Source organism: Variovorax atrisoli 110B (genome assembly GCF_000382045.1).
Classification (GTDB): Bacteria; Pseudomonadota; Gammaproteobacteria; order Burkholderiales; family Burkholderiaceae_C; genus Variovorax; species Variovorax atrisoli.
Window position 1 is genome coordinate 1 of record NZ_KB907460.1, and the last position, 13,013, is coordinate 13,013.

Sequence of the window (13,013 nt, forward strand, 5' to 3'; positions counted from 1 at the left end):
AAGGTGGAGCACCCGTTTCGGGTGATCAAGCGTCAGTTCGGCTTGGCAAAGGTGAGATTCAAGGGATTAGCCAAGAACACTGCGCACGTGATCACGCTGTTTGCGCTGTCGAACTTGTGGATGGTCAGAAGGAAACTGATTGCGATGATGGGACAGCTGCGCCCGCAGGCAGCGTGAAGGGGGCATAGAAGCCCTCAAACGCATCGGATGCTCGGTGCAACGAGCCTGCGAGTGCAGCGGGACCGCACGCACCCTCTTCAGCCGGCCAATTTACGACTTGATCAGACGTTCCCTAGGATCTGTTTCTGAGCTATTCCAATAATCAGGAAAAACAAAGGGGCATCGATCAGCGCGATGCATCTGATACTGAAGTTCAAGCTCGTCCCGCTCATCATTCTCAAGGTTGTCCGCCTTGGATTGACCGGTTGCGGCTGCAGAAACCGCCAACGCAATATGGCGCCTAAATAGCGGCCAAGCCTGCTGAAACGGTCGATAGATTCGGCCAGAGGAATGTCTGTATGGACCGATTTTTCGAGTCTTCTTGCCATGGGAATCTTCTTCAATCCATGTGGACCGGAAGAGTCTGTTGCCATAGCTCCAAACAGGCATCTTTGTATCGACATGGCGCCCCAACACGTTCACAACTGCAGTCCAAGCGACTTGATCTCTGATCGTGAAGTGGAAGTATTGCCGAACCCTTGGATTTCCATCTCCATCAGGGTTCTTCGGGAAAGCCATCGGCCGAATCGGTGACATCCGAAATCTTCCAGAGCAAAGATCGTCACTCAGACTATGGAGTTCGCGACCCAAATGAACTTCAAAGGAGGCGAGGTCCGCTTCGTCGATCCAGATGTCGCCGGGGACGGAGGCCCGTTTCACCTTCTCCCATGCCCAACGCATGTTCAATTCGTCGCATACTTGATCCAGAAAACTACGCATTTTTTCCTCGTGCAATCACGTCGCTAGCATCCATGCCTTCAGGTGGAATCGCAAACCGAACGCTCTTGCTTCTCGCCCGAAACTCATTTGCAAGGCATTTCATGAACTTTTCGCCCGCGGTATCCCCATCGGGAACGCCCACTAAGTCAAATGGAAGTAGCTCTTCAACCCATTCGGAGCGAAACGATGTGGCCCCTAAAACCGCGACTGCTGCAAATCCAGCCCCCTCCATGGCAACTGCGTCCGGAACGCCCTCACAAATGTGGAGGAGACCCCCTTTCCGCAACTGCCGAAGCCTCTCGCGGTTGAACATAGGTTTGGGGATGCCGCTTGGGCCAAAGAATTTCATACTGCTCTCCAGGCAGCGAACTTGAAGGTATTCTGTAGCCGCCCCGGACTTGAAGGGGAAGAGCAGAGCGTAGCCATACCAACTTAGTGCTCGTCGGCTCCCAGATAGTCCCGCGGCGCGGATTCGCTCTGCACCCCAGTGCTTCTCGAGTTTTAGATAAGCCTTGGTTGGATTTACGAGTTCAACGATGCCAAACTTGAGCGCCAGTTCGGGTGAAATTCCGTGAGCTTGGAGGTAATTGATCCCCAAAGATGCTTTTACAGGGCCGCAGTGCGCTGTCAACCAACCGTATAGCTCAGGGTCAGGCCTATTTGAGGGGACAGAAGTCGAGGGAACGACTGACTGAGGCTTTGTAGGCCGTGCAATGGAACGCGCGAGTCTACTGGGTGGTACGTCGCTGCCGGCGACGCCGAAATGGCTGCAGAGCCAGTTGCAGGCGTCTATAAACCCTAAGCCATGAATTTTCCGGACGAGCGCGATTGCGTCGCCATGTTCACCGCATCCAAAGCACTTCCAAGTGTTTCTCGTCTTGCTGACTGTGAAGCTCGGACTCGCCGTATCGTGTCCGTTGAAGCACATTGCCTTGCTGCCGCGCAGGATGATCCCCATGGCTGCCGCGACTTCCGCCATTGGCAATTCGCGCAGGCGTGCGAGCGTCTGATCGCTCAGTTGCGTCGGCATGGCTGCCTTTGTACTGGTTCGCCGCAAAACCATCTCCTCGCGCCAGTTTCCGTTCTCTTACGGAAATTGTCCCATAGAGACAATGCAAATGTGGTTGCCAGTCCGCTAACGTCTGAACGCACACATGCCTGCGGTGGCAGCCAATCGGGCAAGGTAGTTACGTCAGGATCAACCAGAGAGTGCACCTGCCCTCACAGGCCGTGTTCAAAGATCAAGAAATCCGGCGTATCTCGTCCGCACGCCCACACCAGCGCTACAGCATTCAATATGCAGACTTGAAACTATTCCGACATCCCATAAACAAGGTAGTCGTGCGACGCGAAGCTGCCAATGCGATTTCGTCCATACGAGAACACGGAATAAGCGAAAGCAGACCCTTAAGAGGGCAGGCATTCTTCGTGCGGGCCCTTCCGCATCACGACGTTGAACAGGGCACGCCAACTCCGCAGGCCCTCTCAACCCAACCCCTCAATACCCCCGCCCCGGATCAACCACATCCATCGGCTCTTCCCCCTCCGCCACACGCAGGATATTCGCCGCGATCTGCCGCGCAGACGAGGAGGGAATAGCAACCGAAGCCAGATGCGGCGTAATCAGCACCTGCGGCATGCCCCACAGCGGATCATCGGCAGGCAGCGGCTCGCGCTCGAACACATCGAGCGTCGCGCTGCCGATATGCCCGCTCTGCAGCAGCGCAGTCAGCGCCGCCTGATCGACCAGCGCCCCGCGGGCCACATTCACGAAGGCGGCGCCGGGCCGCATACGCTCCAGCCGTGCGCGGTCGAAAAGGCCCTTCGTCTGCGGCGTGAGCGGCAGCATCAGCACGACGATGTCGGCCTGGCCGAGCACGGTGTCCAGCGTCTCCATGCCAGAGAAGCATTCCACGCCTTCGATCAGCCGCTGGCTGCGCGACCAGCCCAGCGTTCTGAAGCCCTGGCGCTGCACTTCGGTTGCGGCCATGGCGCCGAGATGGCCCAGGCCGAGCACGGCCACCGTGATTTCCTCGGGCGAGCGCGGGTGGCGGTAGGCCCATTCGCCGCGCCGTTGGGCCTGCTCGAAGTGGGGAATGTCGCGCGCATGGCGCAGCACGGCGAACAGCACGTAGCCGGCCATCATGCGAGACATGTTCGGATCGGTGATGCGTGTGATGGGGATGCCGGCGGGCAGGTCGCTGCGCGAGACCAGGGCGTCGACGCCGGCGCCCAGGTTGACGATGAGCCGCAGGTTCGGCATCTGCTGGAAGAAGCCCTCGGGCGGCTTCCACACCATCGCGTAATGCACGTCCTCGGGCCGCTCGAGGGCGCTGGAGTGGACCACCTGCAGGTCGGGCAGTTGCGCCTGCAGTGCCTTCTGCCATGCACCGAAATCGTCGAAGTCGCTGTAGAAGACCAGGGTGCCGAGGCGCTGCTGCTGCTGTGCCATCTTCAGGCGCTCTTCTGCTGCTGTTCGCTGGCACTGCGAACCAGGCGGGCCACGGCCTCGATCGCGAACTCGTAGCCGTCGCCGCCCAGGCCTGCGATCACGCCATGGGCCGCCTTGGAGATGAAGGAGTGGTGGCGGAAGGGCTCGCGCTTCCAGATGTTGCTCATGTGGGCCTCGATGATCTTGCCGGGGAAGGCCAGCAGTGCGTCGAGTATGGCGATCGATGTGTAGGTGAGGCCTGCCGCGTTGATGACGATGCCGTCGGCCACGCCGCGCGCTTCCTGGATCCAGTCGATCAGCTGGCCTTCGTGGTTGCTTTGCAGAAAGCGCAGGTCCACGCCCAGCGAGGCGGCCTTCTGCTCGCAGCGCGACTGCAGCACCGGAAAGCTGTCGCTGCCGTAGGTCTTGTTGGCATCCAGGCCATAGAGGTTGGCGTTGGGCCCGTTGAGAAACCAGACCGTGAGGGGAGGAAGCGTGGTGGTGTTGCTCATCGTGGGTGCTTTCAGGCTTCGTGGGGAAGGGTGGCCTGCATGGCGGGCAGTTGCGCGAACCCGGCATACCAGCGCGTTGCGGCGGGGTGGCTGGCGCGCCAGTCCAGTTCGGGAAAGCGGAAGTCGAGGTAGCCCAGGCCGCAGCCGATGGCGACTTCGCCGATGGTGGGGCCAGCCGTTGCCAGCTCCGGCGCGATGGCCTCGATGGCGCCCAGGCAGGCCGTGACCTTGGTCAGCAGCGCCTGGCGCCAGACGGGCCACTGCATTTCAGTGGGCCGCGCCGTGAGTTCGTAGCGCGCAAGCAATGCGGCGTCGAGCAGGCCGTCGCCCATCGACTGGCGCGTGAGCGCCTTCCAGCGCGCGGGGCCGGCCGGTGGAAAGATGCCGGCGCTGCCCAGGCTGTCGATGTATTCGCAGATCACGCGGCTGTCGTAGAGCGACTCGCCGTCGTCCAGCACCAGCGTCGGCACCTTGGCCAGCGGGTTGTGCGCCGCGATGCGGTTGTCGCGGCGCACCGGGTGAGCGGCGCTGTCGAGCCACTCGATGCGTTCGGCCTGGCCGCTCAGGTGGGCGCAGACCATGACCTTGCGCACGAAGGGCGAGGTGGGGGCGTACAGCAGTCGCATGATGCTCAAGGCTCCAGGACGAGTTTGCCGAACACCTGGCCGCTCTCCAGCAGCGCATGGGCCTGTGCGGCCTGGGCCAGCGGCAGCCGCGCGTGCAGGCGCGGCGCGATGCGTCCGCTGGCGAGCAGCGGCAGCACGTGGCGCGAGATGGCCTGCGCCATGCGTGCCTTCTCGGCATGCGTCTGCGGGCGCATGGTGGAGGAATGCAGGCTCAGCTGGCGCTGCATCAGCGTGAGCAGTTCGACCGTGACGGCGGAGCCCTGCATGAAAGAAAGGCTCACGTGCCGGCCGCCGAAGGCCATGGCCTGCAGGTTGCGGCGCACATAGTCGCCGCCGACGATGTCCAGCACCACGTCCACGCCGCGCCCGCCGGTGAAGTCGAGGCAGGCCTGCACGAAGTCGGTGGTAGGCCAGCAGATTGCGAGGTCCGCGCCCATGGTTTTCAGATCGGCGAAGCGGGCCTCGTCGCTGGCGGTCGCGATGACGGTGCAGCCGGCCGCATGCGCCATCTGCACCGCGAGCGAGCCGATGCCGCCCGTGGCGCCGTGGATCAGCACGGTCTCGCCCATGGCCAGCCGGCCCAGCTCGAATAGGTTGTGCCAGACGGTGAAGAGCCCTTCCGGCAGGGCCGCGGCCTCTGCGTCGGACAGGCGGGCCGGCACTGCGAACGAATGGTCCACCGCGGCCACGCACCAGGGCGCATAGCCGCCGCCGGGCACGAGCGCCATGCGCCGCGTGCCGCGCAGCGCAGGGTCGACGCCCGGTCCGCAGGCGACGACCTCGCCACAGACTTCGAGCCCCAGCACGTCGGTGACGCCGGGCGCCGGCTTGGCGATGCCCTGGCGCTGCATGATGTCGGGCCGGTTGATGCCGCCGGCCAGCACGCGCAGCAGCACCTCGCCGGGGCGGGGTTGCGGCACGGGCCGCTCGACCAGCACGAGCACGCTGGCATCGCCCGGTTCGCGGGCCACGATGGCCTGCATGGTGGAGGGCAGCGCTTCGGTCATGGCGTTCATGGCTGGGGGCTGAAGACGCTCACGCCTTCAGGTGCGAGCGCCAGTCCTGCCACAGAGCCGACCGGCCATTGCCGCATGGCCGTGAGGCCCGGGCTGCGCACGGTGACGATCTGGCGTGCCGTCATCGGCAGGTCGACGTCGACGAAGGTGTTGATGTGGTCGCCCTGGAACACGTGATTGACCACGGTGCCGCTGAGCACCGAGGCCGGGTGCAGGTTCTCCAGCCGCAGATGCTCTGGCCGCACGTACACGTCGAGTCGCTCGCCTTCGTGCGAGGCGTGCACGAGCCGGTCCTGCGACAGGCTGATGAGGCCCGAGCCCAGGCGCAACTGCACGTCGCCCGCGCCCTTGCCGTGGTAGTAGGCAGGCAGGATGTTCACGTCGCCCAGGAAGGATGCGACGAAGGGGTCCTGCGGACTCTGGTAGAGCTCGGCCGGCGGCGCGATCTGGCGGATCACGCCCGCCGACATCACCGCGATGCGGTCGGACATGGCCAGCGCCTCGCCCTGGTCGTGCGTGACGAACACGGTGGTCAGGCCCAGGCGGCGCTGGATCTCGCGGATCTCCACCTGCATGGAGCCGCGCAGGCTCTTGTCGAGGGCCGAGAAGGGTTCGTCGAGCAGCAGCACCTTGGGCTGGATGACGAGCGCGCGCGCCAGTGCCACGCGCTGCTGCTGGCCGCCCGAGAGTTCGCGCGGCTTGCGGTGGCCGAGGCCGTCGAGCTTGACCATGGCCATGGCATCGCGAATGCGCCTGGCCGCTTCGTCCGTGGGCACGCCCTGCATGCGCAGGCCGTAGCCGATGTTGCGCTCCACCGTCATGTGCGGGAACAGCGCGTAGTTCTGGAACACGAGGCCGATCTTGCGCAGGTGCGGCGGGTCGCTGGTGACGGGGCGGCCGTCGATGAAGACTTCGCCGCTGTCGGCCTCGGCGAAGCCTGCGATCAGGTTCAGCAGCGTGGTCTTGCCGCAGCCCGAAGGCCCCAGCAGTGTGAGGAACTCGCCGCGCCGGATCTTCAGCGAGACCTCGCGCAGCACGGTCTGGTCGTGGTACTTCTTGACCACGCCTTCGATGCTGACGGCCACATCGGCCGCATTGGGGCCGAGCTCGGGAGGGACAGGATTCATGGCCGAAACGATAAGTCAATCGGCTGCCATCGGGCATTTGCAGATATTGAGCCGGCCCCTCGGAAAAAACGAAACAGGCGCTTTCTCCAGCGTTGCGCAACGTCTTGCGGGCGTCGCGGCCGCGCTTCGCTTTTTCCTAAGCCTTGCGTCTGAAAAACATGATTTTCAAACGCCATGCCCTTCATCAGACTCGGCCCCCAATCGGTGTGTGGCAGCGCCGGCCTGCCCGGCCGAAACAGCCCCGTCGATCATCCTGAGGAACATCAAATGTCTGTGGAGAAAATCAATACCCTGGTGGTCGGCGCAGGCCAGGCCGGTATCGCGATGAGCGAGCATCTGGCGGCCATGGGTGTCTCGCACCTCGTGCTCGAACGCAATCGCATCGCGGAGCGCTGGCGTTCGGAGCGCTGGGATTCGCTGGTCGCCAACGGCCCGGCCTGGCACGACCGCTTTCCGGGGCTGAAGTTCGAGGGCATCTCGCCCGAGGCCTTTCCGCCCAAGGAGCGCATGGCGCAGTACTTCGAGGACTACGCAGCCATGCTGAAGGCCCCAGTGCGCACCGGCGTGGAGGTGCAGCGCGTCGAGCGCCATGTCGGCCGACCGGGCTTCAAGGTGAGCACTTCGCAAGGCGTGATCGAGGCGATGAACGTGGTCGCGGCCACCGGCCCGTTCCAGATCCCGGCCTATCCCGCCATCGTGCCGGCCGATGCGCCGGTCGCGCAGCTGCATTCATCGGCCTACAAGAACCCGGGCCAGCTGGCCGACGGCGCGGTGCTGGTGGTCGGGGCGGGCGCTTCGGGCTCGCAGATCGCCGAAGAGCTGCGCCAGGCCGGCCGCAAGGTGTACCTGTCGGTGGGCGAGCATTACCGCCCGCCGCGCTCGTACCGCGGCCGCGACTACTGCTGGTGGCTGGGCGCGCTCGGCCTGTGGGACGAAGTCCGCATCAAGCCGAAGAAGAAGCACGTGGCCTTCGCCGTGAGCGGCTACGAGGGCGGCCGCACGGTGGACTTCCGGCGCCTGGCCCACGCGGGCATCGAGCTGGTGGGCCTGACCGAGTCCTACGAGGGCGGCGTGATGCGCTTCGCCGAAGGCCTGGCCCGCAACGTGGCCGAGGGTGACCAGGCGTACTTCGACGTGCTGCGCGAAGCCGACGCGTACATCGAGCAGAACGGCCTGCCGTTCCCGCCCGAGCCCGAGGCCTGGGAGCTTCTGCCCGACCCCGCATGCCTGACCGAGCCCACGCTGAGCCTGAACCTGCGCGAGGCCGGCATCACGACCGTGCTGTGGGCCACGGGCTTCAAGTTCGACTACAGCTGGCTGCAGGTCAACGCCTTCCACGAGAACGGCGAGCCGTACCACAAGCGCGGCATCTCGGCCGAAAGCGGCATCTACTTCCTGGGGCTGCCGAACCTGGTGAATCGTGCCTCGTCGTTCATCTACGGCGTGTGGCATGACGCCAAGTACATCGCCGACCACATCCTTTTGCAGCAGGGCTACATGTCCTACGAAAAGAGCTGATCGCGCACGGTGCGTGAATGAGAAGGCCGCCGGATCCTGCGATCCGGCGGCCTTCGTCATTCGATGCGCGCCGTGGGCAGCGGCATCTCGTGACCCGGCTGATCTATCGATCTATCCGATCAGCGGCAGAGGAAGTCGACGAGCCCAGCCAGCATGCGGTCGCAGGCCTGCAGCTGCGACAGCTCCACGTATTCGTCGGCCTTGTGCGCCACCGTGATGCTGCCGGGGCCGCACACCAGCACGGGCGTCTGCTGCCAGCTCTGCTGGAACAGGCCGCCCTCGCTGCCGTAGTCGACCTTGGTGGTGGGCGTGCCCTCGGGCAGCAGCCCGCGCAGCAGGCCGACGGCCGGCGCATCTTCCGGTGTCGACAGGCTGGGGTAGCTGTTCTGCAGCGTGACCTCGGGCAGCGGTGCGTTGGCGTGCTGGGCCTCGCGCTTCACGCGCGCGGCCAGGTTCTGCAGGATGCGTTCGAGGATCTGCGCCGGCTCGTCCTGCGCGACGTTGCGGATCTCGAAGTTCAGCGTGCATTCGCTGGGCACGATGTTGAGTGCGCGGCCGCCCTGGATGGTGCCGACGTGCACGGTGGAGTAGGGCACGCCGTAGCCTTCTTCGCGCGGGCCGCTTTCGGCCAGCTCGCGCTGCACCTCGCGCGCCGAGGCCACGAGGTCGCTGGCCATGTGGATGGCGTTGACGAACTGCGGCGCGAGGCCCGAATGACCGGCCTCGCCGCAGCAGACCGCGCGGTAGGCGGCCTTGCCCTTGTGGCCGGTGCCGATGCGCATCAGCGTGGGCTCGCCGACGATGCACAGGTACGGCGCCGGCAGATGGCCTTCGAGCCGGCGCAGCAGATGGCGCACGCCGACGCAGCCGATCTCTTCGTCGAAGGACAGAGCCAGCTGCAGCGGCCTTTTCAGCGGCCGTCCGGCGGCAGCCACCATGGCGGTGACTGCGCAGGCGACGAAGCCCTTCATGTCGGCCGCGCCGCGTCCGTAGATGCGACCGTCCTTGTGGGTGGCCTCGAAAGGCGGCGATGTCCAGGGCTGCCCTTCCACGGGCACCACGTCGGTGTGGCCTGACAGCAGCACGCCGGGCACGCCCTCGGGTCCGACCGAGGCGAACAGGTTGGTGCGGCGCGGGTCCTCGGGGTCCGGCGCGCGCGTGGAGGCGATGCCGGCGGCCGAGAGGATGTCCTGCACCGCGGCGATGAGCCCGTCGTTGGGTTGCAGCGAGACGGAGGGAAAGGCGATCAGCGTCTCCAGCAGGGAGACGCTGGAGACGCTGGCGGAGCGTTCAGTGGTCATGGTTTTTGCGCGGGTGGCGCGTCTCGCGAGTCTGGCGTTTCTTGCGTCTCGGGCGCCACGGGATGGGGATCGAAGAAGCTGGCCGCGCTCATACCGGGGATGTACTGGTCGGAGATGTAGGCGCGGCAGCGGTCCATGAAGGCCTGGGTCAGTCGCGACTGCTTCATGGGCTTGTAGGTGGCCAGCCCCAGGAGCATGGGGCGGTGCTTGCCGGCCAGGCGAACGCGCACCATGCGCTTGCCGTCCAGCGACAGGTTGGACTTGGGCCGAACGTTGAACAGCGCATAGCCGATGCCGTTGGCGGCCATGGAGCGCACCACCTCTTCCGAACGCGAGCGCGCCACGATGTTGGGTGTCAGCCCGACGCTGGCGAACAGCGAGGTGAAGTAGTCGCGGCTCATGGGCAAATCGAGCAGCACGAAGGGCTGCGGGGCGAGCTCCTCGAAAGTGACGGCCTTCTGCTGCGCCAGCGGATGCAGTTCGCTCACCAGCACGTAGGGCGGCAGCGTGGCCAGGCTCTCGAACTCGATGTCGTCGTCCAGGCGCAGGTCATACGTCAGGGCCACGTCGATCTCCAGCGACCGCAGCTTGTTCATGAGCACTTCCTGGTCGCCCTCCACCATCTGCATCTCGACCCGCTCGAAGGCGCGCGCGAAGCGGAAGATGACCTCGGGCGCGATCATGGCCGTCAGCGACTGGAAGCTGCCCACGCGCAGCGGGCCCTGCATCACGTCGCCGGAGTCGGAAGCGATCTCGTAGAGGCGCGAGGAGCGTTCGAGCACGTCCTGGCACTGGTTCAGCACCAGCGTGCCGATGGCGGTGAGCCCCAGTCCCTTGGAGGGATGGCGCACGAACAGCTGGACGTTGAGTTCGCTCTCGATGTGCGCGATGGCCGCGGAGATCGAGGGGGAGGAGATGTGGATCTGCGCGGAGGCCGCGGCGATGCTGCCGTACTTGGCCGTCGCGACGAAGTACTCCATCTGGCGCAGGGAGACGCGGTTGAGCATATCGGAACAGGTAGGCGCGCCACGCGCGGCGCGGAAGCGACCGCGCCAGTGTAGCGACACCCCTGCGTCAGGGATTGCCCGGCACACCGAAGCTGGGTGCGGCGCGCGGGTCGATCGCCCGCGTGATGTAGGCCTCCTGCTGCGGCGCATAGACCTGCCAGGTGGCGTACAGCGCCTGCACCGGGTCGGCTTCAACCCAGTCCAGGCGCAGGTCGACCACGGGCCAGTTCTGCGTGCCGTAGACCAGCAATCCCGCTGAATGCACGGGGCCTTCCTCCCCGCCGGCCGCCTGGCCGGCGAGCATGGCCAGCATCAGGCGCTCGGCGAGCGCGCCCTCGGCCTTCTCGAAGGCCGCCAGCATGGCCGCCGGCACCTCGCGGTTGCGCAGCATGTTGCCGGCGCAGGCCGCGTGCGTGCCCACCACGCTCGCCAGGGTACCCAGCGCGTTGGCCCCGGTGAACACCACCGGCGGGTTGTGCGCGTCGATGGCCATGAGCTGGCGGTAGTCGATGAAGGGGCGCTGCTGCTGCAGCTGCGCCACGGCCTGCGCGGGCGTGTTGCCGGCGGCCATGAGGTCGAGCAGCATCGGTCCCAGGTCGGGGTCGGTGATGTTCTGGCTGGCGGCGGCGCCCACGCCACGGCGGCCGCGCACGCAGCGCGACGCCACGGCGGGCGACGAGGAGGCCACGGCCGCACCGAACTGGCCGGTGGCGGGACAGCGCGCAACGATGGAGAAGGTCATGGCGTTCAGTCGGGGATGACGGCGGTGGCGTCGATCTCCACCAGCCATTCGGGGCGGGCCAGGGCCGAGACCACGATGCCGGTGGACACCGGGAACACGCCCTTGAGCCAGCGGCCGACCACGAGGTAGACGGCCTCGCGGTAGCGCGGGTCGATGATGTAGATGGTGATCTTGCAGATGTCCTGCAGTTCGCCGCCGGCTTCCTCCAGCAGCATGGCGATGTTGGACATGGCCTGTTCGGCCTGTCCGGCGACGTCGCCGATGCACACGCTCTCGGAGGTTTCCAGGTTCTGGCCGATCTGCCCGCGCAGGAACACGGTGCGGCCGCGGGCGACGACGGCCTGGCAGAGGTCGTTGTCCAGCTTCTGTTCCGGGTAGGTGACCTTGGTGTTGAAAGGACGGATGCGGGTGTGCTTCATGGTCGCTGCAGGGGAGGCTGGGGGCATGAGACGCCGATGGCGCCGGGACCGGCATGGTCGTCGGCGCCGGCCGTTGGCGCCATTTGTTTTTTCCGTGTGACCGTTTAGGAATTTCCGAGCGGCGGGCGCGCCGGGGCCCTCGGAAAATTTGAGCCACCTCTACGTAAAAGGCGATTAGGCCGCGACGTAAGCCATTCCTATGATCCGGCCCCGTGATGCAGGTGCTGCACGTGCCGAAGGTTTTGCAGGGCGCCCCGCAATCGCAGTACCGGCAGATGTTCAACTTTTACGATCGAGGTTCAATCAATGATTCGCAAGCTTCTGACTTTGTGCGCGCTCTCCGTCACTCTGGGCGGCACCACCGCCTGGGCACAGGACAACGCGCTCGTGGTGAGCACCTGGGGCGGCAGCTTCCGTGACCTCATCGACGACAACATCGGCAAGGAATTCACCCGCCAGACCGGCGTGCCCGTGAAGTACGTGACCGGCGGCACCATCGATCGCCTGAACAAGGCCAAGCTGGCTTCCAAGCCCGAGAGCGACATCACCTTCACGACCTCGCACGTGGGCTGGCTGTATGTGAACAGCAACCTGTTCGAGCAGATCGACACCGCCAAGATCCCGAACTACGCCAACCTGGTGGACCGCGCCAAGATCAGCCCGTACCACATCGGCAGCTGGGCGTACGTCTACTCCATCGGCTACCGCCCCGACCTGGTGCCCGCCAGCATCAAGCTCGAGAGCTGGAACGACCTGTGGAACCCGGCGCTCAAGGGCAAGCTCAGCGCGCCCGACTTCGACCCCAGCCACATCATCGCGGTGTCGGCCATGCTCTCGGGCGGCGACGCCGCCACCTGGGAGAAGGGCCAGGAAAAGCTCAAGGCGCTCAAGCCCAACTTCAAGGCCTTCTACACCAACGACGCCAACGCCCAGCAGCTGATCGCCACCGGCGAGACGCCCGTGGAGGTGATCCTGTCGATGAACGCGTACCACATGGCCAGCCAGGGCGTGCCGATCAAGGTCGTGATGCCCAAGGAAGGCGCCGTGCTCGGCGTGGACACGATGGCCATCATGAAGGGCACGACCAAGGCCGATCTGGCCTACAAGTTCCTGAACATCGCGCTGTCGGCCGACGTGCAGTCGAAGATCGTCGCCTCCAAGAAGGCCAGCCCGGTCGTCACCAATGCCAAGGTCTCGGCCGAGGACGCCAAGCTGCCCGGCGTGTTCACCACCAAGGAACAGTGGGACACCCAGGCCATCGTGATCGACAACAAGCTGCGCGCCGAGAAGACCGCCGAATGGCGCAAGTGGTTCACTGAAAACATCATGAACTGATCGCTGGCGATAGAGCACCTGAAGTTAGTTGTTGCGAAGG

At 65.2% G+C, this 13,013-nt stretch carries 14 protein-coding genes; 3 read left to right on the plus strand and 11 right to left on the minus strand.

Annotated elements, in window-relative coordinates:
* Positions 1 to 177, plus strand: a 177-nt coding sequence (locus tag G369_RS0125685) for a transposase (RefSeq protein WP_019656920.1), incomplete at its 5' end; no start/stop codon positions are given.
* Between the two features lie 93 nt (positions 178 to 270).
* Here the strand turns inward: G369_RS0125685 and G369_RS38720 are convergent.
* From G369_RS38720 to G369_RS0125715, 7 genes are all read right to left on the minus strand, one after another.
* Positions 271 to 939: a hypothetical protein gene (locus G369_RS38720; protein ID WP_157773782.1), complete on the minus strand. Its 669-nt coding sequence runs from the start codon at positions 937 to 939 to the stop codon at positions 271 to 273.
* Positions 932 to 1,969, minus strand: a complete 1,038-nt coding sequence (locus G369_RS37780) for a CHC2 zinc finger domain-containing protein (protein WP_167333978.1) — start codon at positions 1,967 to 1,969, stop codon at positions 932 to 934. The genes G369_RS38720 and G369_RS37780 overlap by 8 nt, the downstream gene beginning before the upstream one ends.
* Positions 1,970 to 2,437: 468 nt before the next feature.
* Positions 2,438 to 3,391, minus strand: a complete 954-nt coding sequence (locus G369_RS0125695) for a 2-hydroxyacid dehydrogenase (RefSeq protein ID WP_019656922.1) — start codon at positions 3,389 to 3,391, stop codon at positions 2,438 to 2,440.
* 2 nt (positions 3,392 to 3,393) lie between these two features.
* Positions 3,394 to 3,882 (minus strand): type II 3-dehydroquinate dehydratase, encoded by a 489-nt coding sequence (locus tag G369_RS0125700; RefSeq protein ID WP_019656923.1) that lies wholly within the window; start codon positions 3,880 to 3,882, stop codon positions 3,394 to 3,396.
* An 11-nt stretch (positions 3,883 to 3,893) separates the two neighbouring features.
* A complete protein-coding gene (locus G369_RS0125705; RefSeq protein ID WP_026346626.1) occupies positions 3,894 to 4,508 on the minus strand; it encodes a glutathione S-transferase in 615 nt (204 codons plus the stop codon).
* A gap of 5 nt (positions 4,509 to 4,513) precedes the next feature.
* Complete coding sequence (locus G369_RS0125710) at positions 4,514 to 5,524, minus strand: NAD(P)H-quinone oxidoreductase (RefSeq protein WP_019656925.1); 1,011 nt, start codon at positions 5,522 to 5,524, stop codon at positions 4,514 to 4,516.
* A complete protein-coding gene (locus G369_RS0125715) occupies positions 5,521 to 6,651 on the minus strand; it encodes an ABC transporter ATP-binding protein (RefSeq protein WP_019656926.1) in 1,131 nt (376 codons plus the stop codon). Before G369_RS0125715 ends, G369_RS0125710 begins: the two co-directional genes overlap by 4 nt.
* 267 nt (positions 6,652 to 6,918) lie before the next feature.
* On the opposite strand from G369_RS0125715, the gene G369_RS0125720 reads away from it, so the two are divergent.
* Positions 6,919 to 8,169, plus strand: a complete 1,251-nt coding sequence (locus G369_RS0125720; protein ID WP_019656927.1) for a flavin-containing monooxygenase — start codon at positions 6,919 to 6,921, stop codon at positions 8,167 to 8,169.
* A gap of 119 nt (positions 8,170 to 8,288) precedes the next feature.
* Here G369_RS0125720 and argE read toward each other — a convergent pair whose 3' ends face one another.
* From argE to G369_RS0125740, 4 genes are all read right to left on the minus strand, one after another.
* Positions 8,289 to 9,470 (minus strand): acetylornithine deacetylase, encoded by a 1,182-nt coding sequence (argE, locus tag G369_RS0125725; RefSeq protein ID WP_019656928.1) that lies wholly within the window; start codon positions 9,468 to 9,470, stop codon positions 8,289 to 8,291.
* Positions 9,467 to 10,477, minus strand: a complete 1,011-nt coding sequence (locus tag G369_RS0125730) for a LysR substrate-binding domain-containing protein (RefSeq protein WP_019656929.1) — start codon at positions 10,475 to 10,477, stop codon at positions 9,467 to 9,469. Before G369_RS0125730 ends, argE begins: the two co-directional genes overlap by 4 nt.
* A gap of 67 nt (positions 10,478 to 10,544) precedes the next feature.
* Positions 10,545 to 11,219 (minus strand): DUF1028 domain-containing protein, encoded by a 675-nt coding sequence (locus G369_RS0125735; RefSeq protein ID WP_019656930.1) that lies wholly within the window; start codon positions 11,217 to 11,219, stop codon positions 10,545 to 10,547.
* 5 nt (positions 11,220 to 11,224) lie between these two features.
* Positions 11,225 to 11,638 (minus strand): RidA family protein, encoded by a 414-nt coding sequence (locus tag G369_RS0125740; protein WP_019656931.1) that lies wholly within the window; start codon positions 11,636 to 11,638, stop codon positions 11,225 to 11,227.
* Between the two features lie 306 nt (positions 11,639 to 11,944).
* Between G369_RS0125740 and G369_RS0125745 the strand changes: the two genes are divergently transcribed.
* Positions 11,945 to 12,973: an ABC transporter substrate-binding protein gene (locus tag G369_RS0125745; protein ID WP_019656932.1), complete on the plus strand. Its 1,029-nt coding sequence runs from the start codon at positions 11,945 to 11,947 to the stop codon at positions 12,971 to 12,973.
* Positions 12,974 to 13,013 lie beyond the last annotated feature (40 nt).

Bases quoted from the DNA above. Each gene is read 5' to 3' on its own strand.
- G369_RS38720 (WP_157773782.1), bottom strand. From the start codon at position 939: ATGCGTAGTTTTCTGGATCAAGTATGCGACGAATTGAACATGCGTTGG.
- G369_RS37780 (WP_167333978.1), bottom strand. From the start codon at position 1,969: ATGCCGACGCAACTGAGCGATCAGACGCTCGCACGCCTGCGCGAATTG.
- G369_RS0125695 (WP_019656922.1), bottom strand. From the start codon at position 3,391: ATGGCACAGCAGCAGCAGCGCCTCGGCACCCTGGTCTTCTACAGCGAC.
- G369_RS0125700 (WP_019656923.1), bottom strand. From the start codon at position 3,882: ATGAGCAACACCACCACGCTTCCTCCCCTCACGGTCTGGTTTCTCAAC.
- G369_RS0125705 (WP_026346626.1), bottom strand. From the start codon at position 4,508: ATGCGACTGCTGTACGCCCCCACCTCGCCCTTCGTGCGCAAGGTCATG.
- G369_RS0125710 (WP_019656925.1), bottom strand. From the start codon at position 5,524: ATGAACGCCATGACCGAAGCGCTGCCCTCCACCATGCAGGCCATCGTG.
- G369_RS0125715 (WP_019656926.1), bottom strand. From the start codon at position 6,651: ATGAATCCTGTCCCTCCCGAGCTCGGCCCCAATGCGGCCGATGTGGCC.
- G369_RS0125720 (WP_019656927.1), top strand. From the start codon at position 6,919: ATGTCTGTGGAGAAAATCAATACCCTGGTGGTCGGCGCAGGCCAGGCC.
- argE (WP_019656928.1), bottom strand. From the start codon at position 9,470: ATGACCACTGAACGCTCCGCCAGCGTCTCCAGCGTCTCCCTGCTGGAG.
- G369_RS0125730 (WP_019656929.1), bottom strand. From the start codon at position 10,477: ATGCTCAACCGCGTCTCCCTGCGCCAGATGGAGTACTTCGTCGCGACG.
- G369_RS0125735 (WP_019656930.1), bottom strand. From the start codon at position 11,219: ATGACCTTCTCCATCGTTGCGCGCTGTCCCGCCACCGGCCAGTTCGGT.
- G369_RS0125740 (WP_019656931.1), bottom strand. From the start codon at position 11,638: ATGAAGCACACCCGCATCCGTCCTTTCAACACCAAGGTCACCTACCCG.
- G369_RS0125745 (WP_019656932.1), top strand. From the start codon at position 11,945: ATGATTCGCAAGCTTCTGACTTTGTGCGCGCTCTCCGTCACTCTGGGC.